The following is a 23,640-nucleotide window of genomic DNA, read 5'->3' on the forward strand; positions in this document are numbered from 1 at the left end:
ATACGGTGGTGTTTACATGGCTTGGCTAAATGATGTGGCATGGGCTTGGCTGAATAAAATACCCTTCAGCGCGTCATTGGGGCGAGTGTGGGCGGTTAGTATGTCTTGCCAACTCATTCCTTGTTGTAGTAGGTACGTTGCAACCGAACAGTGTTTGTCGTGAATATAGTTGATATTTTCTTTTGCACTTTTATAGGTATCAGCTTTTACTTTAGGGTGTGGGTAATGAATTGCTTTTGCATCAGTGATGAGCTCAAATTTAGCACCTATACCGTGGAGCCTAAGTGCTAATTCAACATCTTCACCCCCCCAGCTTGTGAAATATTCATCAAAGCCTTCGATGTCAAAAAGCGCTTGTGTTTTGCACGACGCGTGACAAGTCCAAAAGATAAGCCAAGGTTCAGCAATATACTGTAGTGACAACCCATGAGAGTGTAAGTAAGGGGCGCGACAATCTTGAAATTGGTCTAAAAAAGTGTGATCAGCAAAAATATTATTATTGGATAAGCGATGCTTAAAAGCCCGTATACTGGACTCTTCGAGTTCTTCAAACCCAAAGCACAGTCCAATTAATACATCAATGTTACTCGACTGGTATTGCTTCAAATGTTGGGCTAAACATGATGCTTCTGCAATGACACCTGAGTCCAAAAATAATACATGCTCAAATTGCGCCGCTAATATGCCGATATTTCGTGCTCGAGCAACCCTAAATCCTTGATCACTTTGAAAGTAGTAATGTATCGGTAGCTTATCTGTGTATGAGTCAACAATGTCTTTTGTATTATCGTTCGAGCCGTCATCTACCACGATAACTTCAAAGAAAACGTTACTAAGAGTTTGTCTTTCTAAACTCTGTAATGTGAGTTGTAATAATTGGCTGCGGTTATAAGTGGGAATAATAACGCTGATCCCTGGTCTCCAATCTTTCATTTTTATATTCCTTTGAATTTGCAATCGTCGCAAAAAATAGCACCGAAATTGGATACGTTATTTTTAATATGTGAATTATTGGTGTCAATATGTTATTTGGTTTTTTCAAGTTGTTATTTTGTGTGTATTTAGTAACCTAATGATTATTAAGGTTGTTGTTTTTTTGTTCGCCTTTTTTGGTTGAATATTGTTCATCAATGAGGTTCGATATGTATATGGTTAATGTTTTGTAAATTGGGAAGGTGATTTATTCGTGTTATGTTGTTAATCATTTTCAACACCAGCAGGGACACTGTAATGTGAAGAGCTTTATAGGAAGCACCTGTATGCGTGTATTAACATCGTATTTGCGTTTAATAGCGAGTTCTTTTATTGCCAGTATTGATGCTTACCAATATGAGTTTACAACCAATTCTTAACTTTGAGTCGATACCTTATTATGGTCTTAATAAACAAGTTGCATATTTAGTAGAAAAAGAAGATGACGGTCGCAACAATACAACTTTTTAATTAGGTAGAGAGCTAAATATAGCGAGTCTTAACAATCCCAACGTTAGCTCACTCCTTATTCAAGGCTCAGGTTAAATAAATATTTAACTTCCAATTTGCCCCGAAAACCGCTAGCCTTAGGGGCAATAAATAAAGTAACAAATACGTAAAATAATGGAGCAGTATTATGGCAGAGCAACAAGTGCAGCCTTTACACAACGAGAAGCACGCTAACATTAAAGTTAAAAACGGCGTGAATGTTGAATTCCTTAAAACTCAGCACTTAATGCCAGTGGTTGCACACGAATTTGCACGTGTAGCGACTGAATTCCCGATGGCTTTTGTTAAAAATTCAGAAACTGGTCAATTTCAAGCGGTTGCTATGTTTGGTCTTCAGCCAAATGAAAATCTATTTGTTGAAGGCGACAAGTGGACTGGTAGCTTTGTACCAATGGCAGCAGCTCGTTACCCGTTTGGTTTAGTTAAGCACCCAGAGCAAGATCAGTTTGGTATTGTGATTGATGAAGCAAGCCCGTTAGTTGGTGAAGAAGAAGGCAATGCGCTTTTTGAAGACGGTAAAGAGACTGAGTATTTAGCACGTCGTAAAGAAGCGTTAGTAAGCTACGTTGAGTTTGCTCGTGTAACTGAAGCATTTACTCAGTATCTTGCTGACAAAGAGCTTTTAGTTCAACAAACGTTAACTGTAGAGATCCGTGGTGAGAAGAAAGACATCAACGGTATCTATCTTGTAGATGAGCGCAAGTTAAATGAGTTAGGTGACGAAGATTTCCTAGAGCTACGTAAACGTGGCTATTTAGCTCCGATCTTCGCATTTTTGACTTCTACGCATCAAGTGGCGCGTCTAGCTCGTATTAAAGCACAGCGCGAAGCTAGCTAAACGCTTTTAGATATAGAATGATTCGATAGAAGCGCTTCCAGAGGAAGCGCTTTTTTTATGCTCTAAAAGTCACACCTTTGCTCTTTGTAAGTCTTGATGCTTCATGCGATAAAACTAATCGAATCGACCTTTTGCTATGATGAAATGTTTATATGACGGGTGGCGTTTTCAAAAACAATTGCCTCACTGTAATACCAACTAACCTTAATGCTTGCTCAATTTTAGGAATGAATCTGACATTAGCTGCGTTAAAAACCTCTAGTGTAGAGCAACTTAATAGCAAAATTTTTGCCTTGCCTATAGGGCATAGGCACCTCGGTAGGAGCAGGACGCAAAAGCGGGGTTATCGACAAAATTTTCTCGCCTCAAAATAGACCACTTAATTAAGATAATTGTTATAAAAAATCATCTTTAACTTAATAATCCACAAACATTTCAACGTGAATACTTGCATCCTTCTATAGTTCATCACATGCTGTTGGCACAATAAAGAACCAAGGTAAAAAAATGAATAAAACTTCTTTGTTTGCATTCATGCTAGCATTGACGACAACAGGTGTGATGGCTGAGGCGCAATCAAAGCCATTTGCAATCGCTATTCATGGCGGGGCGGGCACAATTGAGCGTAGTAACTTCACGCCGGAAAAAGAAAAACAATACAAAGCTAAATTAAAAGAAGCCGTCGAGGCTGGCTATAAGGTACTGGCACAAGGTGGAGAAAGTCTTGATGCAGTAACGGCAGCCATTAATACTCTTGAAGACTCTGCATTTTTTAATGCGGGGAAAGGTGCCGTATACACCTACGATGAAGGTCATGAATTAGACGCATCAATTATGGATGGTCGTAACCGTCAAGCAGGCGCAGTGGCTGGCGTAAAGCACATTAAAAACCCCATCAATCTGGCAAAAGAAGTCATGCAGCACTCTGTACATGTCATGCTAAGTGGTGATGGTGCTGAAGATTTTGCTAAGAGACGCGGTTTTGAGTTAGTGGAAAATAACTACTTTGACACTGATGCTCGTTACCAGTCGCTCTTAAAGGCAAAAAAGCGATTACAGATGAAAGAAGCCGCCACGAAAGACTATCAAGCAGCACATCAGCAATTAGAGAGCGAATATAAGGTGGGGACTGTCGGTGCCGTGGCGCTTGATAAGCATGGGAATTTAGCTGCAGGAACGTCAACAGGTGGGATGACGGCGAAACGCTTTGGACGAATAGGTGACTCACCTGTGATTGGTGCAGGCACATTTGCAGATAACCGCTCCTGTGCAGTGTCTGCAACGGGCCATGGCGAGTATTTTATTCGGTATAATGTTGCGGCCGATATTTGCGCTCGCGTTGCTTATCAGGGTAAGTCGATAGAAAAAGCAGGCAAAGAGGTTATTTTTGACACGCTTTACCCTGTTGGTGGCACCGGCGGTGTGATAATTGTAGATCCCAATGGCAATATCAGCATGCCGTTTAATACAGCAGGAATGTATCGAGCAAGTAAATCCTCAAGCACCGAAACGTACGTAGGTATTTATCGCGACTAAAACAATATTAGATTAAGCAACTTCTTAAAACGCCAACTACTATTACTATGATAGCTGGCGTTTTAATGGAGATGGGCAATGCAATCAATAAAAGTCGCAGACTACTTAAATCATCGACCTGTAACATTTAATCAAGATATGCGCATAGAAGCTGCAGTTGAAAAACTGCTTCAAAGTGGACAATCTGGTGGCCCTGTCATCGATGAAAGTCGACGAGTCATCGGCTTTTTGTCTGAACAGGATTGCCTTAAAAAAATGTTAGAGGCAACGTATCAAAATGAGTCTCATAGTGTAGTGTCTGATGTGATGACAAAAGACCCGTTATGTGTAAATTGTGAAGATAGTATCGTGCAAATCGCAGATATGATGAGTTGTAATAAGCCCAAAATCTACCCTGTTGTTGACGAAGATAAGCGCTTGCTGGGCGTGATCAGCCGGGCGAATGTATTACTCGCAATAGATAAACATTTACATGATACCTATATGTCTGGGCAACGATACGTATAACGCCTTTAGTAATACATTTATTAGCGCAAAATAAGACGTACTGATGAAATTTAGTTGGGTTCGTCCTACTTGATTTGCTAAACTACACGGCGTTTTATGTAATCACAAGGTGTCGTGTAGTGCAGGTTGACTCGCTGTTTAAAGAGCTAAATTCATGTCTTAAAAAGGATTACTTCGTCCTCAAAAAGCGCCTTCATGGTGCGAAAAAAATTACCGATCAAGAAAAACAAAAGCAGGTTATTGCAAAAATCGCAGCAGCAATTGCAAAAAGCCAGCAACTAAAGGTAACGAGAAGCGCAAATATCCCGGCAGTAGAGTACCCTGAACAGCTACCAGTAAGTCAAAAGAAAGAAGATATAAAAGCAGCGATTGCTAGTCACCAAGTGGTGATTGTCGCTGGTGAAACCGGCTCTGGTAAAACCACTCAGTTACCAAAAATTTGTTTGGAACTTGGGCGCGGTGTGGATGGTTACATTGGCCACACTCAGCCTAGAAGGCTTGCCGCTAGAAGTGTATCGACTCGTATTGCAGAGGAGATTGGTTGTGAAATGGGGCAAGAAGTAGGGTTTAAAATTCGGTTTTCAGATCAAGTTTCCGATAATACCTACGTAAAATTAATGACTGATGGTATTTTACTGTCTGAAATTCAGCAAGATAGATTCCTAAATCAATACGACACCATCATCATAGATGAAGCGCACGAGCGTAGCCTTAATATTGACTTTATTTTAGGTTATCTAAAACAGCTTTTGCCTAAACGCCCAGACTTAAAAGTAATTATTACTTCTGCAACGATTGACCCTGAGCGTTTCTCCAAACATTTTAATGACGCGCCGATTATTGAAGTCTCAGGTCGAACCTATCCGGTGGAAGTAAGATATCGCCCAGTCGAAGATATTGACCCACAAAATAGCGAAGCAGAGAACGATCAGCTACAAGGGATCTTTGACGCAGTTGATGAGCTGTGTGCAGAAGGGCCAGGTGATATTCTGGTATTTATGAACGGGGAACGTGAAATACGTGATACCGCTGATGCCTTGGCAAAGCGTAATTTAAAAGGAGTCGAAGTATTACCCCTCTATGCGCGCCTTTCAAACGCTGAACAAAATCGTATTTTTGCACCGCACAGCCAGCGCCGTATCGTATTATCGACAAATGTGGCAGAAACGTCTTTGACTGTACCTGGTATACGTTATGTTATCGATCCTGGTACTGCGCGGATCAGCCGCTATAGTTATCGCACCAAAGTACAGCGCCTACCGATTGAGGCTGTATCTCAAGCCAGTGCCAATCAGCGAAAAGGTCGCTGTGGGCGGGTGGCATCAGGTATTTGTATTCGTTTGTATAGTGAACAAGATTTTCTTGGCCGCCCAGAGTTTACTGATCCTGAAATCTTAAGAACAAACCTTGCGTCAGTTATCCTGCAAATGCTTGCACTTGGACTTGGTGATATTAGTCAATTTCCATTTGTTCAAGCGCCTGACAGCCGAAATATAAAAGATGGTATGTCGCTACTCGAGGAACTTGAAGCGATTGTACCTGCAAAACGTAGAGAAAAAGCTCAACTCACTGATTCTGGGCGTAAGCTAAGTCGCCTTCCAATAGACCCCAGACTTGCCAAAATGGTCATGTCTGGTGCGCAAAATGGCGCACTTTGGGAGGCTATTGTAATCACTGCGGCTTTATCCATTCAAGACCCCCGAGAGCGGCCGCAGGATAAGCGTGCAGTAGCAGACGAAAAGCATAGTCGTTTTGAGAGCGAGCACTCTGATTTTGTCGCCTATCTTAATCTTTGGAACTATATTGAAGCCCAGCAACAAGCGCTAACCCGAAATCAGTTTAGAAAGCAATGTCAAAAAGATTTTTTAGCCTATATGCGAGTGCGCGAATGGCAAGACATTGTGTATCAGCTCACAACGGTGTGTGAAGAGCTGAGTTTTAAAGTCAATAATACACCCGCAGCAGATGAAGCTATTCACCAAGCCTTACTCAGTGGTATGTTGAGCCATATTGGGGTGAAAGACGAAAAACAAAAGCAGGTCTTTAAAGGGGCGCGCAATAGTCAGTTTCATATTTTTCCAGGCTCAAGTTTATTCAAAAAAAGTCCAAAATGGTTGATGTCGGCAGAGCTGGTAGAGACCAGTAAACTGTATGCACGGGTCAATGCAAAAATCGATGTGAACTGGATAGCGCCTTTAGCCAAGCACTTGGTTAATCGCAGTTATAGTRAACCGCATTGGGAAAAAAAGGCCGGTGCAGTAATCGCATTTGAACAACAAACTCTCTACGGTTTGATTATCGTAGGTCGTAAGCGCACAGTATATAGCGAGATAGACCCTGTAGTTAGCCGCGAAATTTTCATTCGAGAAGCCCTAGCCAACGGGCAACTTGGACAAAGTGAAGGCTTTTTAACTGCAAACCAAAAGTTAGTCGAGGAAGTGCAAGCACTTGAAGACAAAGCTAGGCGTCGCGATATTTTGGTTGATGAAGAAGATGTAGTGGCATTTTACCATGACCGAATTCCACAGGATGTGAATAACCGCGCTGCATTTAACAAATGGTGGCGAGTTAAAAAGCAAAAAGACAAGCGCTTTTTACACATGACCCGAGAACTGCTAATGAAGCATGGTGCGGATCATATTAATGCCACAGATTACCCCGATACTTGGCAACAAGATAACTTGATATTGCCGCTAAGTTATCACTTTGATCCTGGCCAAGCGCTTGATGGCGTGGTGGTTAATATACCACTGGCGTTACTAAACCAAATTAACGATGAGGGTTTTGATTGGCATATTCCTGCACTTAGGCATGAACTGGTATGTGGATTGATTAAATCTTTACCAAAAACCTTACGACGGAACTTTGTTCCCGCGCCAAACTATGCTGATGCTGTGCTTGCCTCTGTGGAGGTAATGCAAGGTCCATTTTTGGAAGCGGTTGCAAATCGTCTACTTAAAATGACTGGAGTCAAAGTTGCGCAGACCGACTGGGATACAAGTTCGCTTGAACCACATTTAAAAATGCAGTTTCAAGTGGTGAATGAACACGGAAAAGTAATTGCTCACGGTTTTAATTTAAGTTCGCTTAAGGCCAAGTTGCAGGGGCAAGTGACACAAACGCTCTCCCAAGTCGCCGAGCAGGGGATTGAGCAAACCGATATTCAGCAGTGGAATTTTGGAGAGTTGCCAGAGCAGTACACCAAAAAACAAGGGAACTATGAGATTAAAGCATATCCCGCGTTGGTTGATAAAAAGCAAAGCGCAGCAATAGAGCTTTTTGATAATGAAACAAAAGCACAAGCGGCACATCAGGCTGGTGTACGGAGGCTAATCTTGCTTAATGTACCTTCACCCGTGAAGTACTTACAGCAACATTTACCTAATAAGGCAAAGCTTGGCTTATATTTTAATCCTTTTGGTAAAGTGCAAGACTTAATAGACGACTGTACTGCTGCTGGAGTGGATAAGCTGTTGCTCGAATTTGGTGAGGTGCGGGATGACAACGCATTTGAACAGGCTAAAGAATACATTCGAGCTGAATTAGGTGATRCGGTTGTTGAGATAGCAAAACAAGTTGAGTCACTGCTCAGCGTAGCTCATAGTATCAATAAACGCATGAAAGGACGTGTTGATTTAACCATGATCACTGCGCATGGTGATATTAAATCGCAGCTATCTGATCTTGTTTTTAAGGGCTTTGTAACAGCACACGGGGCACAAAAAATCGCAGACATTTTACGCTATATGAAAGCCATAGAAAAAAGACTTGAAAAGCTTGCTGTAGATCCAAACAGAGATAGGTTATGTGTACTAGAATTGGAAAAGGTAGCGGCGGCTTATCAAGATAAGTTAGCAAAAGTCCCATCAGGATTCCCGATACCACCATCGCTTAAAGATATTTTTTGGATGCAACAGGAACTTCGCGTGTCTTTGTTTGCTCAAACATTAGGAACCGCTTATCCAATTTCGGCTAAACGTGTTCTTAACGCAATAAAAGAGTGTGAAATATAAACTTGCATTTTAGAGTACGACAGTTACTTTATTATATGAGGAAGTAAAGTTTTGGATTGTGAGAAGGAAGCGGCATTGGTTATGTCCACACGAGAGAAAAGGAAAAATACGCCGCACCTGTTAGTGGTTGACGACGAGTATTTTAATTATGAAATGCTCGAGGTCGCATTGTCTGGGGTGTTTGAGCTTAGTTATGCCAATTCAGGTACCAGCTGTTTATCTAATGCAATTGCAGATCCTCCAGATGCAATTTTATTAGATGTATGTATGCCTGGGCTTGATGGCTATGATACGTGTCGGATGCTGAAAAACACACCAGAGACGAAGAACATTCCAGTGTTGATGGTGTCAGGCTTAGAATCTGAAAAAGAACAAAAAGCAGGTTTTGATGCCGGCTGTGATGCGTACGTAGTTAAGCCATTTTCGATGCAGTCGTTATTAGAAAAAATAAAATCAATGGTGTAGGAGCACACATGATCAATGAAGATAAACGTCGCTTTATGCGTATGTCTGTGGATGCGGTGGCACAATTAAGAGAGCTAGAGTCCGGAAAAACACACCAAGGGGTGTGTCATGATCTTAGTGCTACAGGCCTTTCTGTAACAATATCAGACCCTGTAGAAGCAAACACTGTTGTTGATATTTTTATTGATTCAAGTGGTGATATGATCCAGCCTTTGAGTGCCCATGCTACCGTGATACGTTGCAGTCAAGAACAAGACGGTCAATGGATTGCAGGTTTAGAGATCACCAAATTTAATTAGTCCAAGCCCTATATTGAGAGTGTCTTTTTGTTATCAACTTGATGTTATGCAATCAAGCGCGTTTGATTTTATACCTCACTGGCGCACATCACAGTGTCAATATTCGCAATATACTCGCCAATAAAGCCTCTACTGGCGAGTATGTACTTGACTTAAAAGATGTAGAGGTATCGAAGCTGATACCTAAAACAGCACTGGTACCACCAGCATAACCCCATTTTTTCTAAATAACTTTATTGCCAACAGTGAGCTGGTATATAAAACCTATATCTACAGGGTATAAAACGACACAAAGAAAGTGGCGATGGATGCCAGTGCGAACATGGTGTATTCAGTGATTGATTGTTTGCGCTTTTCTTCATTGTCTTTGGGGGTTGTTGCTATCATTAATAAGCTAGTGATCAACATAGCTAGAGAGTATAAACATAAGATAGATAAAACAGCATCTGTAAACATATAAGCCTCGACTATAGGTTGGTATTAGTGTCTTTTTAGCAGACGGTTATGGCACTGCACGTATTGATTTGCGATTGGCTAGTTATACCGTTTCGACTTAATACATGATCAATCTTAGGGCGTAAATTTGATTCAAAGCATGTAAATATCTTGATGATGAGGGCATCTAAACGCGATGTTTTAGACGAAGGTTTTAGTACCTCAACATAGACAGCTCTATTAAGCTAATTGATATAGATCCCTGAACAGCAGTGCATTTAATTATGTATTCGTCCCCAATTGGAGTAAATTATATCCTACTTTCAGATATTTCTAAAAGGAGTAACAGATGCGGTTCGAGTATTTTGTGGTAGACGCTTTCACTCGTAAGCGGTTTGGAGGTAACAACGCCGCAGTGGTAGAGGTTGAGCGGTGGTTTAGTGATAAGTTGATGCAGCAAATAGCCACTGAAAATAACTTGTCTGAAACCGCGTTTGTTAAGGCTTTAGATAAAAGTAATTATGAGATCAGGTGGTTTTCACCCATTACTGAAATTGATTTCTGTGGACACGCTACTTTAGCTGCGGCTTATGTATTATTTAACTGTAGAGGAAACTCTGGTGAAATATTCTTTCATACTCAGGAGGTTGGAATACTTGTCATCCAACAATCCGCTGACGGTAGAATTGTGATGAAATTTCCGAATCTAGCACCAATTGTAGCGGATGTACCAGATGCGCTACTTAAAGGAATTAGCATAACACCCACTCAAGTACTCAAAAATCGCCAAGCTTACTTCGTTATCGCAGATAACGAGCAGCAGGTACGTGATTGTAAATATGACAGTGAAGCGTTGAAACTGCTTGCACCATATGATGTTGTTGTTACTGCAAAAGGCGATAGTGTTGACTTTGTATCTCGTTATTTTTGGCCAGCCAATGGCGGTGATGAAGACCCCGTTACGGGTTCAATTCACGCGGGCCTTGCACCATATTGGGCAGATGTACTCGGAAAATATAATCTTCATGCGCATCAACTCTCTAAACGTGGTGGAGAGTTATTTTGTGAGGTAACGGGGGCGAATGTGATTGTGTCTGGGTTTGGTGTACTATATGCCAAAGGCATGTTTGACATTGATGACGAGTAGACATCAGGTTTTAGTGCAAGTAAGAGCTTGAACCATTGCTCAAATTAATAGGTTAGCTGAGTGTCAAAGGTATTCAGCATTAAATTGAAAAAGAGTCACTATGACAAGACAAATATGGGTTGACGCTGATGCTTGCCCCGTGGTTATCAAAGAAATGTTATTTCGAGCTGCAGTGCGTACTTCTACCACTGTCACTTTGGTTGCGAATCAGTACCTAAAGACCCCGCCATCTCCTTTTATTCAGAAACTACAAGTCCCAAAGGGTTTTGATATTGCTGATAATGAAATAGTGAAGCGTGTCAATGAGGGGGATCTTGTGATCACGGGTGATATTCCGCTTGCTGATGAGGTTATTGAAAAAAAATGCACTGCGCTAAACACTCGCGGTGAGTTGTTGACCAAAGAAAATATAAAATCACGTTTAAACATTCGTGATTTTATGGATACTATGCGTGCCAGCGGAGTACAAACACAAGGTCCTCCGCCATTATCTCAATCTGATAAACAAAATTTCGCAAATCAATTAGATACTTGGATCACCAGAAATAAAAAGGATTAAATATGGGCTACAAAGCGAGCTGCTTGTGTCAAACTGTAAAAATTGAAATCCGTGGTGCTATCTCTGACATCATCCATTGTCACTGTTCGTTATGTCGAAAATCAACAGGGACCGCTTATGCAACCAACGGCTTTGTTAAAGCAGACGAATTTATAGTGCAAAGTGGTAAAGATTCGCTCAAGGCATATACAGTCAAACCGGGACGAAAGCGCCATTTTTGCGTACACTGCGCGAGCCCAATCTATAGTTCAAACGATGCAGACCCTAACCGTATTAGGCTCCGCCTTGGCATTGTAGATTCAGATATTAATGAACGCCCAATGTCGCATAATTTTGTCTCTTCCAAAGCCAATTGGGATGACTTAGACGACTGCTTACCGCGATATGATGCGTTTGAACCGAATCGAGATTTAATACCAATTTGAAGAAGTAAATCTGACGCTAACGCGTTAAAAACTTCATATTTAGAACAACTAAATAGCAAAATTTTTGCCTTGATTACATGGGGTAGGTACCTTGGCGATAGCAGGGCGCGGTAGCGGGGTTATCGACAAGATTTTCTCTCCTCAAAATAGACCACTTAATTAAGAAAATTGGTATAACTTTAACATCAGGAGACAACAGTGGCAGGAATTAATGAACTTTCGCGGCTATTGAAAGAGATCTCACCACAGTTAGATAGCACACCTTATGTTTTTTGCACCGTAGACAAGCCTTTGCGAGAGTGTCTAACACTAGACCCTATCGCCACTTTTGTTGAACACGAAGGGCTAACATTAGTTGTTAAACAATCGGTCGCAGATGCTCATGAACTGGCTTATTCATGTGTGATGAATAAAATCACTTTACAAGTCCACTCTAGCCTTGAAGCGGTGGGACTGACCGCAGCATTCTCAAATGCGTTAAAAGAGGTCAATGTTAGCGCAAATGTTTTCGCGGGTTTTTATCATGATCACATCTTTGTACCAGCAGATGATGCGAGTAAAGCGATATCTGCGATTCAAAACTTGGCAACCTAGGAGTGTGTATGTCAGTCATTGAATTTGTACCATACAAGTTAGTGCCAGCAAGCTTTAATCCATGGCGCGAAATATTTATTGAAGTCGCTGATGAAGTGATAAAGAAAATTGCACATCCAGAGCTTCGTTTTTTACACTTTGGCTCAAGCTCGTTTAAAGTAGCAGGTAAAGGGATCATTGATATATCTGTGCTGTATCAGCCCGGTCAATTAACAAAAGCAGTTGCCCATCTAACCAAGCTTGGCTTTGAAAATCAGCATAGTGACAAACCATTTCCTCCTACTAGGCCACGTAAGGATATTGCGGTACGGTTTCAAGGTGAACTGTTCCAAATTCATGCTCATATTATCGAACAGGACAGTGAAGAACATCACAAGCAGGTGCAATTTAAAGCGTATATGCTTGATAATGTCAAAGCTCGCTCAGAATATGAGGAACAAAAGCGGCAAATCATAGCACAAGGTATTGCTCAACAAGATGACTATGGCAAAGCCAAAGCTCCGTTTGTAAAGCGTACATTATCGGCGCTATAACTTCGGCTTCAGATTTCAATATAATGGCGTCTCATAGCAGCGAGTAGCGTTTTTATATACGCTGCTCGCTACAAGGGTTTGGCATTACAGGTTAATGGTTTTAGTCAACTGAAGTGGTTCACCATCAACGTCAAACTCACCGGTTATTTTAAGTACGCCATCTTTTAATCCCCGTAACTTATCTACGCTAAAAGTTTTACTTTCATAAGGTGCAAAGGTAACGGGCAGCTGCCAAAGTGGCTCATCATTTTTGAATGAGTGAAATGGAATAAAATTAACACGCAATACACCACTTGACGCACCTGAATAGGGGCCGTTAAGTGTGATGGTGATATTATCACGAACACTAACTTTCATTTGAACACCATCAAAAGGTATCTTTGGCGTTAGAAGTGGCTTTTGTTGTGTTAATCCGTTCCAATGAATCATTAAGCTTTTAACGCTTGGTGTTGGCAATTCAATACGGTGCTCACCAAAATCCAGAGTTTCAGAGTAGTTAGCCATACTTAGTGTCATATGATGATTACTAGGGTTGTTGACGTACAGATAGTGCTTTTCGTCAGAAAAATAGCTTTGGATGTTGATACCACTTAGGGTAAATAGCGCATTGTCGCCAAGTGTTGATTGCCAGTTTTGCATCAAGTGGTTGAGGGTTTTATGCTCAGTTTCCGTGACTGTTCTTGATTTCTGTTTGTTAAAGATTTCGCGAAGTGGGGTCATACAATCACTTAACTGAGCGCTATATTCCACACAAGTGTTAAAAGCTCTGCGAAGTAGCGCTGCATCGTTAAATTGCCAAGGATTAGTGGTTTGTTCATTCGTGATTAAGTAATTATGCGCAGCAAAGTAGGGCGCTATTCTATGATTATTATTTCGGCCAATAAGGCTTATTTTTTGCAAGCTAAGCGCTGAAATGTCGATTTGGCGTAATGGTAACCTAGCTAATTGCTCATGGTGTTGTGTTTTCATTTTAATAATCAGTGCATCGTCCTGCTTTGAAAGCGTGAGCGCCACTTGATGATATAGCTTAATATCCGTGCGTAATTGCGGCAGCAGTGCGATAGACTTTGCAGGAAACAATGCTTGATTGCTAGAGACTGTTAACTTCACCCCTTCTTGAAGGGTAAATTGCAGTAAGTTGTCTTTACTAAAATCAACTTCTTTTGGTTTAACGCGCCCGAGACGCGCATCTAAGCTCTCGATTGTTAAATCAACGATTAACGCAAAGCCAATTTCCCCACGTTTTATCTGCTCTGGTTCTAAGTCGATTACTGCTGCAACACTATGCTCATCAAGTGAGTTGATTAAAGGTGTTTTATCGGGGGCGGGAAAATCCATCACGGCATGTGTAGAGGAAAAGTTTGGATGAATATCGAGACGATTAAGAGCTTTGCTTTCGGTATTTCTGAGCCAATATGTGGCACCGTTTTGCTCCCAAGGCCCATCGACAATATAAAAACTTGGCGTGGCAGAGCGCACAAACGCTGCAAACTGCTGTTCAAGTTGAGGCCAACCGGGGAAGGTCTGTTTTAAGAGTGCATTAGCAGTTGGCAAGGTGTTTTSAGAGTGAGGATTTGCGTCCATTAATTTGCCGATAAAGCGTTTAAAATATTGATATCGCTCAGGATCGCTCAATAAAAAATGTACGATAAAAAAGTTGAGCCCGCGTTTGAGCGATGGGTCGTCATTGATGGCTTCAAAAGATGGCAGGCCATTTTGATAATACTGCTGTAAACCCAAGTGCAGATAATTCATTGGAGCACGGTCAAAAACCATCACAGTTAACTGCTTTTTATTTGGATCATATACGTGGCTTGCAATGGCATCTGCCATCCCCTCGGTGATCCAATTGGGTGCCCAAGTTGAGTGACCGTTCAGTGCCATATGAAACGCATGCATAGTTTCGTGGATCACGATGTAGCGCTGGTGATGCTGGCGATGACTCGGAAAGTTGTACCCTGCACGGTTATAAAACATAGTTTCGCCGCCAGCTGTTTTATGTACGCCTCGCAAAAAACCATCGTCCAGCATGGCTTCTTTTGTACGTTGGCGTGAACTGCCATAAACGACAGCGATCCTCTTCTTATCAATCGCGGCGGGTGCCATACCAAACAATTCAACATAATGAGGGTAAGACATTTCAAGTAATTCTAAATAAAGTTTTACTTTGTCTTCAGGCAGGTCACTTTTGAGTGCAAAATGTTTACTCACCCACCAGTCATATCCCCGCGAGTTAGCTATTTTTCCTTCGCTATAAGTGAGCGGAATTTGTTTACCAACGTGTTGGATATCGATGTGCTTCAGTGTACTGACTCGGCCATTAACGCTCACTTCCGATCGCATATCAGCTGGGCTTGGAATAGCGACGGTATAGCTTTGCGTAGTTTGGCATCCGCTGAGTAAAGCAAGTAATGCAATCAAAGGAGCAAATACAAGTTGTTGCTTTTGCAGGAAGAGTATTTGTCTATAAAAGGAAATGGTTGGGAATAAATAAAATAAAGACATGATACTTTGTTCTCGCTATTATTGGTGTATATTGTATGCAATATAAAATAACAAAGATAACAGGTATTGTCATTATGCAAAATCAGCAGCAGTGGTGTGAGCCAGATCTCAATGAGACAAATCGGTCAAAGTCGTCTTCTGGGTTTGGTCGCACGTTTTACATTGCGAATATTATGGAAATATTTGAACGGCTCGCTTGGTATGGCTTTTTCGCTGTGTCATCAATTTATATGACAACCCCAAAATCACAAGGTGGTATTGGCTTTACTGATATAGAGCGTGGCGCAGTGCAGGGGATTATTCCCTTCTTTTTATATCTTTTGCCTGTTGTAACTGGTGCGCTAGGGGATCGCGTAGGGTATAAAAAGATGTTCTTTTTTGCATTTTTGGTGATGACGCCAAGTTATTATTTACTGGGACAGGCACAGAGTTTTTGGCCGTTTTTTGCTGCGCTGAGTTTTGTTGCGCTGGGGGCTGCTTGCTTTAAGCCTGTGGTTGTTGGCACCGTCAGCCACAGTACAAACGATGGTAATCGTGGTCTGGGATTTGGGATCTTTTATACCATGGTGAATATTGGTGGGTTTTTAGGTCCTTTGGTTGCGGGGTATATGCGCGCTATTAGCTGGGATGCGGTATTTATGATGTCGGCGATTTGGATTGCCATAAACTTTATCCCCTTGATGTTATTTTACAAAGACCCGCAAACATTACCTAAAACCAAGCAATCTCCTACTCAAGTATTAAAAACGGCACAGTCGGTGCTGGGTAATACCCGTTTAGCACTTGCGCTGTTTGTCGCACTGGCGCTATTGATGTCGGCAGGCGTTGGGTTTTCTGACTACAGTCAGGCGTTTACTTGGATTGCAATCTGGTTAGTAGCTAACTGGGTGTGGGACAGAATGCTTATAAATCGAGCGTCGACTAAAGCATGGTGGCAACAACCGATGAAGGTGAGTAACCTGCCGTTTGCGTTATATTTGCTGATCCTTGCAGGCTTTTGGACTGTTTATAATCAGCTGTTTTATACTTTACCTGTGTATATCCGTGATTATGCAGATACCCGAGATATATTGGCGTGGTTTGGCGATTCTGGCGTCGCGTTTTTAGCGTATGTTGATATTGATAAGTTAACTGCTGCTATTTTTACGCTGTTCAATGAGCTTAAGGAAAGTGGCATGGTATCCATTGAAACCATTAGGCTGGAATGGGTTCACCTCAAAGTGAATGTCCCCCATGAGCAAATACAGTTGATACTACAAACGCTAAACGCGCTTCACGATAATGGACAGACACTTTCACAGCACCAAGCGCAAGCCCTTGCTAAGCAACTCGTACAATATCGTCAAATCAATCCTGAGTATCTCATCAACTTAGACTTTGCGGCGATCGTGGTCGCACAAATTTTGGTGAGCTTTCTCTGTCAGCGATTTAGACCATTTTATGTGCTAGTCACAGGTTTACTGGTGATGGCGGTTGCGTTTTTCGCATTACTTAGCGATAGTAACTGGCTAAGCGGTCAGCTCATTGTTACTGTCATATTGCTTATCGCGCTGGGTGAAATGCTTGCCTCTCCTAAAAGCCAAGAATATGTCGCGAGTATCGCGCCTCAATCTCAAGCTGCGCTGTATATGGGATACTATTTTGTTTCTATGGCGCTGGGCTTCTTATTTGCTGGATTTTTATCTGGTTGGAGCTATAAAGTGTTAGTACAAGAAATGGCGGCACCTGAGTTAATGTGGGGACTATTTGCCGCTATCGCGTTTATCACTGCCATTGCATTATTCTGGTTCAACAAAGTGATAATAAACAGAAAAACATAGCACTATTGAAATGGGAACAGTTATTGGTCGCGATCGGTTTGTTTGCAAGCCATATTCTTTCTACACTCAAGCAAAAAATGAGGAAGTAACATGAATAAAAAAATATGGATGAGCACAGTGCTTTTTGTTTCCAGCAGTGTGTATGCGCAAACGTATGTTTTACACGCTGACTCTGCGATTGATGTGGTGTCAGGCAAGCTTATCTCACCTGCCACTGTGGTCGTTGAAGACAATAAAATTACCTCAGTCGGAAAGTCAAATCGTAAAGCCTATCCAAAGGGCGCAGAGGTGATAGACCTAAGCGGTCACACATTATTACCCGGTCTATTTGATATGCATGTCCACTTGACTTCAGATGCTCATGTTCATGGCTACAAAAGGTTGCAACGCACCGCTCCTCGAGCAGCGATCACCGGTGTTAGAAACGCCAAGCGCACACTGGATGCGGGCTTTACTTCTGTTCGTAACCTCGGTGCTGCTGGCTATGCTGACATCGCGCTGCGAGATGCCATTATTGATGGTGACGTACCAGGCCCGCGTGTAAATGCAGCAGGCCCTTCTCTTGGGATCACCGGCGGTCATTGTGACAACAACCTTTTAACCCATGAGCATAAAGTCTTTTCAGAAGGGGTTGCAGATGGGCCTTGGGCGGTAAGGCAAAAAGTACGTGAAAATATTAAATATGGTGCTAACTTAATCAAGTTCTGTGCAACGGGTGGGGTATTGTCTAAAGGCACTAAAGTGGGAGCTCAGCAATATTCTCAAGAGGAAATGACGGCGATAGTAACCGAAGCGCACCTACGCGGCTTAACGGTTGCAGCCCACGCGCATGGTACTGACGGTATCAAGTCCGCAATTAAAGCGGGTGTGAACTCGGTTGAGCATGTCAGTTTTGTTGATGATGAAGCCATTCAGCTAGCCAAAGATAAAGGCACGTACTTCTCTATGGACATCTACAATACTGAATATATTCTAGGCGAGGGCGAAAAAGCGGGAATTTTAGCRGAGAGCTTAGATAAAGAACGTAAAGTTGGGGCTACTCAGCGTGCCAGTTTCACAAAAGCGGTAAAAGCGGGCGTGAATATGGTGTTTGGCTCTGATGCTGGGGTTTATCCTCACGGCGACAATGGCAAGCAGTTTAGCCGTATGGTGAAATTTGGCATGACTGAACTACAGGCTTTGCAGGCCGCTACCATTAACTCCGCGACGTTACTCAAGCAAAATACACAATTAGGCTCGCTTGAGGCGGGGAAACTTGCTGATATTATTGCGGTTAAAGGCAATCCGCTCAAAGACATTGGTGTGATGGAAAATGTCACTTTTGTTATGAAAGATGGCAAAGTAGAGAAACGGTAATAAAGCAACCCAAGGCTGGTGTCGCATTCGTCAAACCCCTTTTACCGACATTAATGTCTCTTCTTAACAGGCTACAAAAGGTAGCCTGCTATCTGTTTCACTGGCGTACATTTATCTATTCAGTGCTTCTGAAATGGTGTTGATCCAATCACCGTTTTGGTCGCTGGAGAATTGCCAATTCATAACGCCACCCAGTTTAGCAATGTTTTGAATAGGCATAATCACCTCGTTAACTATGGTTCTTGCTGGCATGTATCCGGAGCCTGCGTCGCGCATGGTAACGGGGAATCCTAACACTACCTTTTCAGGAGACATATTCGGCAACTTAATATAGTTAAAATATGAGTTAACTATTTGGTCTGGGTTGGCGCTCCAAGGTGGGTTGTTATAAAACTGCACATTTAACCAATCTATATCTTGCCCTACCTGTTCTACTACCTCAATATATCCTGCCATAGCATCTCCTTGCTCCAGATAAGGAGGCTGAGGTGCATGGGTTATAAGAAAGTCTGGGCTTGGTAGTTGCTTTCTGAGTTCCTGAGTTAAGGCAATCAAAAACTGTGCGCCGTCGTATCCAGCCTTGCCGATGAATGCAGCACTGTCTTCGTAATCAATGTCAACACCATCGAGATGGTGGTCTTTTACAAATTTTGCAAGCGCTTCTGCTAACTGTGCTGTATCTGTGGATTGTAGACGATAAGTATTATAATCCATGTCTCCACCACCAAAAGAGATAAGCACTTTCTGCCCTTTTTGCTGCATAGCCTTGATTGCCTCAACGGTTGCGTTGGTGAAGCTGGAGTGAGTGGCTGCGACCGCACCATTCAGTATTAAAGTAAACGGACTGTCACTTGTTGCAGACAAAAATGCGAGGTTAACCACGTCATAGGGCAGCTCGCTGGCATTAATAAGCGGGATAGCGCCTGAATTGTAGTAGGTAATCGTTTTTGACATGCTAGTTCCTTTTATGAAAAGACAATCAACTATTACAAATTAGCTAAGTTTGCCGATATATGAAATTACAGGGGATTACAATAAATAGCCGGTGCGCTAAATAGCTCATAAGTGTAGATTAAATATAGAAGGGCTTGGCCAGTGGCTAAATAGGCTCAGGTAACCCTGCCTGTCTAGTTTGAGAATGACTTCACCACGTTGTGAGTTGAATAAATAATGATGGGATAACCCAGACTGAGACATATAATAGGCATTGCAGCTGGTACTWCGTAATGTAGTTTGCAACGCGTCAAGGTAGGCGCTAGCATCTTTCACCACGTCCTCAGACTTTAAATCTATATTCAGGACAATACTAAGTAGTCCTGACGTGAAGCCACTAAACCCAAAGTTATTTCCATCTTGATACCAGCATTTTATCATTTGTTGCAGGGCAACCACGTCTAGTTCGCTCTCGGTAATTGGGCAGTTTAAGTTACTATTTACGATAGGTGCCAGTGTCTCAATGAGATTATCCGGTGAGGTGAGGGTTTTTGATTGGCTGTTTACCCATGCTAAATAAATGCAAAAATAGCGGGCAAAGTCACTCAGGTTTTGCGCTTTTTGCGTCGCCCAATGATAAGCTGTAGTCACTGTTTCTTCAGACAATGTAAATGCCTGTTCACAATAACAAATAACATTATATAAGGTCAGCTTTTCATCAAACGATGCGCCCAAATTTATTGCTGGATAGTCTAAGTTATAACGGTGATAAAAACGCGCTATTTTATTTAAAGCGTTGCTATCAACTAGGTTGTATTTAGCCAATATCTCCGAGAGAATAATGCGCTCTTTCTCTGAATTGTGGTTATTTAAAACGGCTAGTGTCCAGAGGTCTTGGGTATGTAACTCAAGCAGTTTTCCAGTGCCCACCGATAAATGAAGTTGGTGTAAATAAAGTAAAATAGAGCCCATTAATTTTAGGCATAACATTTCAATAAATTGTTCTTCTGAGTTGCACTTTACGATTTGTTTTTGTTTTATGAGTGCTTCGGTGCAGGGCATACCTTGGTGAATAAGCTGAAGCAATGTCTGTATCTTATCTGAAAATTGTTGCGGTTGTGATATTTCAGTCTTGTAAATTATGAGCGCCATGACTCTTCCTTAGTTGGTGTTAGATGTGCCAGTTTTATTTAACGTGAGATCAAGATGACATGTCATTCAATACAATGACGAGATTGAGTATTCAAAAGAGGTAATTGAGCGATTAAAGAGGTGCTAATGCTCCTCTTTAAGCTCGTTTATCACCAAAGAACACAGCTAGCTCACGTTAGCTCCTCCACAGAGGAGCTAAATAGCGCTTTGTAACAAAGTGATAACGCTTAACATTTTTGCGGGTCATGCAACGTAGCAATCGCAGAGCGTACTCGCAGGCACCCTTTTTCTGCAGGGCAATTCTCTGCACTTTTACAAGCTGGGAACTGCGCATCATCGCTGGCTGGCTCTGCCATAAATGACGCTACCATACCGCGCTGAAATACCAATGCTAAGGTTGAGCCACCATAGCTGAAATAACCCAGCTCTTGACCTTTTTTGACGTATTGGCCTTCATCAACTGTGATTTCTACCGATGAAATCTCGGTGATCCCAATTGGGATCACAGCAACTAGCCCTCTACCGAATTCATCTTCGATAAAAACAATACCACGCGTGTTTACCATAGCTTGATAGCCTTGAGATTCAGTGCCAGCACTGGCATCAAAGCCCTCACTACGCAATTCACTGAAGGTAAATCCTTCAATAGTTTGTTTGCGCACGACTTTACCTGAAATTGGTGCATGCCAACGGTGGTAATCCGCGCCAGAGAGGAAGGATTGCATCACATCTCCACCAACAAAAGGCTCGATGAGATAAGAAGGGGTGGGAGCATCGTGTTCTTTGCTAATCGCGTTACCGCCGAGCATATCAAACAATGAGTAGGGCTGGCCCTTCAACCAGAACTGGTTACAGTATTGCACGTCTCTTGCTATGCGATAAACAGTACCATCATTTGCAGATACGACTATTTTATTGGAGTCATTGGCAGGAAGAGGTCGATAAGTGTCAAGATCTAACTCTCGATGGAAAAAATCATTATATGAGGTAAAGCCCCAGTAAGTTTGCGCTCTATCTGCATAGTTTTTTGCCTGAGATAGACAAAGTTGCTCTTGGGCACTTTGAGATAGCCAGCCCGTCGGTGCGGGGATAGTGCCTTCGGGATTGAGCACGACTTTAGACTCTTCTGAGTCTAAGTAAGTCTGCCACGCTTGAAGTACTTGCGTTAGCTTCGTATTAAACTCATTCATAACGAACAGCTTATTCCCTGATGGTACAAACATATAGAAAACAAATAGTTTAGACATAGGGAAAGTTTCTTTATCGAACTCGGGGGCACGTTGAATAACGTAGTTAATAGCAACGAGCCATTGCGACAGAGTCTCGAAAGCTCGATACGGCTCGGGTACCTCAGTTAACATTTGGGTGGCGAAACGCCTTGCGGTACTGTCGCTACTCGGTGTGCATGAAAGGTAATCTGAAAGTGCCTGAACTGCGGGTTCATAGCTACCAGAAAAAGCCAGTTCAGCTTGAGTCAAAGTTTCTTTTTGCCACTTTACAATTTGCTCAACCTTGTGTTTATCTTCAGGGCTAATTTCTGCCTGACGACTTTCACTAACAACGCGTAAAATATTCATGATTTCTTTCATTTGAGTGCTCTCCTTAATAAGAGTGGGTGATGGCGCGGGTCAAGAAGAATGTAGTTCAGTTTTATGCGGATGACTATTACAGAGAATTACATCTTGGGCAGTTATAAAGAGGTTTACCTACACGCAAATTTTACTGACAAATACTTGAAAATATACCGACTAGAGGAATTGCCCCTGAGGTATTAAGCGAACAAAAATATACCCCTTTAAATACAGAAGAAAAAATACGTAAGAACGAAATCGAAGACTGTGAACGCTGGTGCTGGTGGCTTAGCACTAGCAACTGAGACATAAAATTGATAAAAATATGGCTTATTCATTTAATGTTAAAAAGCCACAATATAAAAGGAAATTTTTATGGAATTACACACTCTCGCTTTATTCGCTATAGCTTGTTTAGCGATTAACCTTATTCCTGGTCCTGATGTCATCTATATCGTATCCAACACCATGAAAGGAAAAATGTCGTCAGGACTGCAGGCTGCACTTGGTTTAGGTACTGGTTATTTTGTTCATACGATTGCTGCTTGTTTAGGATTGTCGGCAATTATTTCGAGCTCAGCTTTTGCATTTAGCGTGGTGAAGTGGCTTGGCGCTGCCTATTTAGTTTATTTAGGCGTTCAATCAATAAGGTCAATGTGGCGTGGCGAGAGTCAGCTAGGGCTAAAACAACCTGAAACTCAAACGGGTAATGTCTTTATCCAAGGTATTTTAGTTAGTGTGCTGAACCCCAAAGTAGCCTTGTTCTTTTTGTCTTTTTTACCGCAATTTGTGGATCTTGCAGCACCATCAACGTCGCTACAAATTTTAATACTAGGGATACTATTTAGTGTTTTGGCTACGGTTTGTAACTTAGCGTATGCAGTTGCTGGCAGCTGGCTGTTTAATCAACCGAATACAACGCGTTATTCTCGTGCACTTGAGGGCGCTTCGGGTATGTTGCTACTAGGGTTAGCTGGGAAAGTTATCGCCAGCGAGAAGTAGAGCAGAGCAGGGTTACCGAACAAGATAAACCAATTGGGTGGTACATGGAAAAGTCTACAATTTGCAAAGATATGTCTGTTGTAAGGATTGCGCTCTTATCAGCGCAGTATACCAAGTTTGAGCTTGCCAAACATTGGCAGATAAGTTGGCCATCGAAGTGATAGAAGATGGTGCTGAAGGTATGCTCTATGGCGGGAAAAGTTGATAGTGTTCAGTATCGGCGGATCCCACTGTTTACCAAGTAGCGAGAAGTTTTGCTTCATTTGGCTTAGCTGCCGTTTTTCGTGGCTTGTACTCAGTCGCTGCTTGACTAATTTTCGATAGTAATACCAATTTGACTTAATACTTGCTCAATTTGAAGGAGTAAATCTGACGCTAACAGCGTTAAAAATTTCTCATTTAGAACAACTAAATAGCAAAATTTTTGCCTTGCCTACAAGGATGTAGGAACCTTGGCGATAGCAGGAC

The 23,640-nt window shown here is 42.0% G+C and carries 20 protein-coding genes; 14 read left to right on the forward strand and 6 right to left on the reverse strand.

Annotated elements, in window-relative coordinates:
• Positions 1-12: 12 nt before the first annotated feature.
• Positions 13-933: a glycosyltransferase gene (locus EAG18_RS18770; protein ID WP_125253894.1), complete on the reverse strand. Its 921-nt coding sequence runs from the start codon at positions 931-933 to the stop codon at positions 13-15.
• A 676-nt stretch (positions 934-1,609) separates the two neighbouring features.
• Here EAG18_RS18770 and EAG18_RS18775 point away from each other — a divergent pair.
• From EAG18_RS18775 to EAG18_RS18800, 6 genes are all read left to right on the forward strand, one after another.
• On the forward strand, positions 1,610-2,320 hold the full coding sequence (locus EAG18_RS18775; protein ID WP_125253895.1) for a SapC family protein: 711 nt from the start codon (positions 1,610-1,612) through the stop codon (positions 2,318-2,320).
• A gap of 507 nt (positions 2,321-2,827) precedes the next feature.
• A complete protein-coding gene (locus EAG18_RS18780) occupies positions 2,828-3,856 on the forward strand; it encodes an isoaspartyl peptidase/L-asparaginase (RefSeq protein ID WP_125253896.1) in 1,029 nt (342 codons plus the stop codon).
• Between the two features lie 78 nt (positions 3,857-3,934).
• The gene (locus tag EAG18_RS18785) at positions 3,935-4,363 is read left to right on the forward strand and encodes a CBS domain-containing protein (protein ID WP_125253897.1); all 429 of its coding nucleotides are present in this window, start codon (positions 3,935-3,937) and stop codon (positions 4,361-4,363) included.
• Positions 4,364-4,482: 119 nt separating this feature from the next.
• Entirely contained in the window at positions 4,483-8,376 is a 3,894-nt protein-coding gene (gene hrpA / locus EAG18_RS18790) for an ATP-dependent RNA helicase HrpA (protein ID WP_125253898.1), read from the forward strand.
• Positions 8,377-8,457: 81 nt separating this feature from the next.
• Positions 8,458-8,841 carry a response regulator gene (locus EAG18_RS18795; protein WP_125253912.1) on the forward strand — a complete coding sequence of 128 codons (384 nt, stop codon included), beginning with the start codon at positions 8,458-8,460 and terminating at the stop codon, positions 8,839-8,841.
• An 8-nt stretch (positions 8,842-8,849) separates the two neighbouring features.
• Positions 8,850-9,140 carry a PilZ domain-containing protein gene (locus EAG18_RS18800; protein ID WP_125253899.1) on the forward strand — a complete coding sequence of 97 codons (291 nt, stop codon included), beginning with the start codon at positions 8,850-8,852 and terminating at the stop codon, positions 9,138-9,140.
• A gap of 270 nt (positions 9,141-9,410) precedes the next feature.
• Here EAG18_RS18800 and EAG18_RS18805 read toward each other — a convergent pair whose 3' ends face one another.
• Positions 9,411-9,596, reverse strand: a complete 186-nt coding sequence (locus EAG18_RS18805; RefSeq protein ID WP_125253900.1) for a hypothetical protein — start codon at positions 9,594-9,596, stop codon at positions 9,411-9,413.
• A 328-nt stretch (positions 9,597-9,924) separates the two neighbouring features.
• Between EAG18_RS18805 and EAG18_RS18810 the strand changes: the two genes are divergently transcribed.
• The 5 genes from EAG18_RS18810 (at position 9,925) to EAG18_RS18830 (ending at position 12,833) form a co-directional block, all read left to right on the forward strand.
• Positions 9,925-10,722, forward strand: coding sequence for a PhzF family phenazine biosynthesis protein (locus EAG18_RS18810; RefSeq protein WP_125253901.1), 798 nt, complete (start codon positions 9,925-9,927; stop codon positions 10,720-10,722).
• Between the two features lie 100 nt (positions 10,723-10,822).
• The gene (locus EAG18_RS18815; RefSeq protein WP_125253902.1) at positions 10,823-11,281 is read left to right on the forward strand and encodes a YaiI/YqxD family protein; all 459 of its coding nucleotides are present in this window, start codon (positions 10,823-10,825) and stop codon (positions 11,279-11,281) included.
• Positions 11,282-11,283: 2 nt separating this feature from the next.
• The gene (locus EAG18_RS18820; RefSeq protein ID WP_125253903.1) at positions 11,284-11,706 is read left to right on the forward strand and encodes a GFA family protein; all 423 of its coding nucleotides are present in this window, start codon (positions 11,284-11,286) and stop codon (positions 11,704-11,706) included.
• Between the two features lie 198 nt (positions 11,707-11,904).
• Entirely contained in the window at positions 11,905-12,300 is a 396-nt protein-coding gene (locus EAG18_RS18825) for an ACT domain-containing protein (RefSeq protein WP_125253904.1), read from the forward strand.
• Positions 12,301-12,308: 8 nt separating this feature from the next.
• Positions 12,309-12,833, forward strand: coding sequence for a GrpB family protein (locus EAG18_RS18830; protein WP_125253905.1), 525 nt, complete (start codon positions 12,309-12,311; stop codon positions 12,831-12,833).
• Positions 12,834-12,917: 84 nt separating this feature from the next.
• On the opposite strand, the gene EAG18_RS18835 is transcribed toward EAG18_RS18830, so the two are convergent.
• Positions 12,918-15,338 carry a hypothetical protein gene (locus EAG18_RS18835; RefSeq protein ID WP_125253906.1) on the reverse strand — a complete coding sequence of 807 codons (2,421 nt, stop codon included), beginning with the start codon at positions 15,336-15,338 and terminating at the stop codon, positions 12,918-12,920.
• 74 nt (positions 15,339-15,412) lie between these two features.
• Here EAG18_RS18835 and EAG18_RS18840 point away from each other — a divergent pair, with 74 nt between their 5' ends.
• The gene (locus EAG18_RS18840) at positions 15,413-17,158 is read left to right on the forward strand and encodes an MFS transporter (protein ID WP_125253913.1); all 1,746 of its coding nucleotides are present in this window, start codon (positions 15,413-15,415) and stop codon (positions 17,156-17,158) included.
• A 90-nt stretch (positions 17,159-17,248) separates the two neighbouring features.
• Positions 17,249-18,514 (forward strand): amidohydrolase family protein, encoded by a 1,266-nt coding sequence (locus EAG18_RS18845; RefSeq protein WP_125253907.1) that lies wholly within the window; start codon positions 17,249-17,251, stop codon positions 18,512-18,514.
• Positions 18,515-18,625: 111 nt separating this feature from the next.
• Here the strand turns inward: EAG18_RS18845 and EAG18_RS18850 are convergent, their stop codons facing one another.
• The 3 genes from EAG18_RS18850 to EAG18_RS18860 all read right to left on the reverse strand — a co-directional run bounded on the left by EAG18_RS18850 (position 18,626) and on the right by EAG18_RS18860 (position 22,188).
• Positions 18,626-19,468 (reverse strand): glycosyl hydrolase family 18 protein, encoded by an 843-nt coding sequence (locus EAG18_RS18850; protein ID WP_125253908.1) that lies wholly within the window; start codon positions 19,466-19,468, stop codon positions 18,626-18,628.
• Between the two features lie 105 nt (positions 19,469-19,573).
• On the reverse strand, positions 19,574-20,599 hold the full coding sequence (locus EAG18_RS18855; protein ID WP_125253909.1) for a hypothetical protein: 1,026 nt from the start codon (positions 20,597-20,599) through the stop codon (positions 19,574-19,576).
• A 227-nt stretch (positions 20,600-20,826) separates the two neighbouring features.
• Complete coding sequence (locus tag EAG18_RS18860) at positions 20,827-22,188, reverse strand: phosphatidylserine decarboxylase family protein (protein WP_125253910.1); 1,362 nt, start codon at positions 22,186-22,188, stop codon at positions 20,827-20,829.
• 357 nt (positions 22,189-22,545) lie between these two features.
• Here EAG18_RS18860 and EAG18_RS18865 point away from each other — a divergent pair, with 357 nt between their 5' ends.
• Positions 22,546-23,172, forward strand: coding sequence for a LysE family translocator (locus EAG18_RS18865; RefSeq protein WP_125253911.1), 627 nt, complete (start codon positions 22,546-22,548; stop codon positions 23,170-23,172).
• Positions 23,173-23,640 lie beyond the last annotated feature (468 nt).

Source organism: Pseudoalteromonas sp. J010 (assembly GCF_003934235.1).
In the GTDB taxonomy this organism is placed as follows: Bacteria; Pseudomonadota; Gammaproteobacteria; order Enterobacterales; family Alteromonadaceae; genus Pseudoalteromonas; species Pseudoalteromonas peptidolytica.

What these genes read in the sequence shown, in the direction of transcription:
- EAG18_RS18770 (WP_125253894.1), bottom strand. Translation starts at nt 933, where the DNA reads ATGAAAGATTGGAGACCAGGGATCAGCGTTATTATTCCCACTTATAAC.
- EAG18_RS18775 (WP_125253895.1), top strand. Translation starts at nt 1,610, where the DNA reads ATGGCAGAGCAACAAGTGCAGCCTTTACACAACGAGAAGCACGCTAAC.
- EAG18_RS18780 (WP_125253896.1), top strand. Translation starts at nt 2,828, where the DNA reads ATGAATAAAACTTCTTTGTTTGCATTCATGCTAGCATTGACGACAACA.
- EAG18_RS18785 (WP_125253897.1), top strand. Translation starts at nt 3,935, where the DNA reads ATGCAATCAATAAAAGTCGCAGACTACTTAAATCATCGACCTGTAACA.
- EAG18_RS18795 (WP_125253912.1), top strand. Translation starts at nt 8,458, where the DNA reads ATGTCCACACGAGAGAAAAGGAAAAATACGCCGCACCTGTTAGTGGTT.
- EAG18_RS18800 (WP_125253899.1), top strand. Translation starts at nt 8,850, where the DNA reads ATGATCAATGAAGATAAACGTCGCTTTATGCGTATGTCTGTGGATGCG.
- EAG18_RS18805 (WP_125253900.1), bottom strand. Translation starts at nt 9,596, where the DNA reads ATGTTTACAGATGCTGTTTTATCTATCTTATGTTTATACTCTCTAGCT.
- EAG18_RS18810 (WP_125253901.1), top strand. Translation starts at nt 9,925, where the DNA reads ATGCGGTTCGAGTATTTTGTGGTAGACGCTTTCACTCGTAAGCGGTTT.
- EAG18_RS18815 (WP_125253902.1), top strand. Translation starts at nt 10,823, where the DNA reads ATGACAAGACAAATATGGGTTGACGCTGATGCTTGCCCCGTGGTTATC.
- EAG18_RS18820 (WP_125253903.1), top strand. Translation starts at nt 11,284, where the DNA reads ATGGGCTACAAAGCGAGCTGCTTGTGTCAAACTGTAAAAATTGAAATC.
- EAG18_RS18830 (WP_125253905.1), top strand. Translation starts at nt 12,309, where the DNA reads ATGTCAGTCATTGAATTTGTACCATACAAGTTAGTGCCAGCAAGCTTT.
- EAG18_RS18840 (WP_125253913.1), top strand. Translation starts at nt 15,413, where the DNA reads ATGCAAAATCAGCAGCAGTGGTGTGAGCCAGATCTCAATGAGACAAAT.
- EAG18_RS18850 (WP_125253908.1), bottom strand. Translation starts at nt 19,468, where the DNA reads ATGTCAAAAACGATTACCTACTACAATTCAGGCGCTATCCCGCTTATT.
- EAG18_RS18860 (WP_125253910.1), bottom strand. Translation starts at nt 22,188, where the DNA reads ATGAAAGAAATCATGAATATTTTACGCGTTGTTAGTGAAAGTCGTCAG.
- EAG18_RS18865 (WP_125253911.1), top strand. Translation starts at nt 22,546, where the DNA reads ATGGAATTACACACTCTCGCTTTATTCGCTATAGCTTGTTTAGCGATT.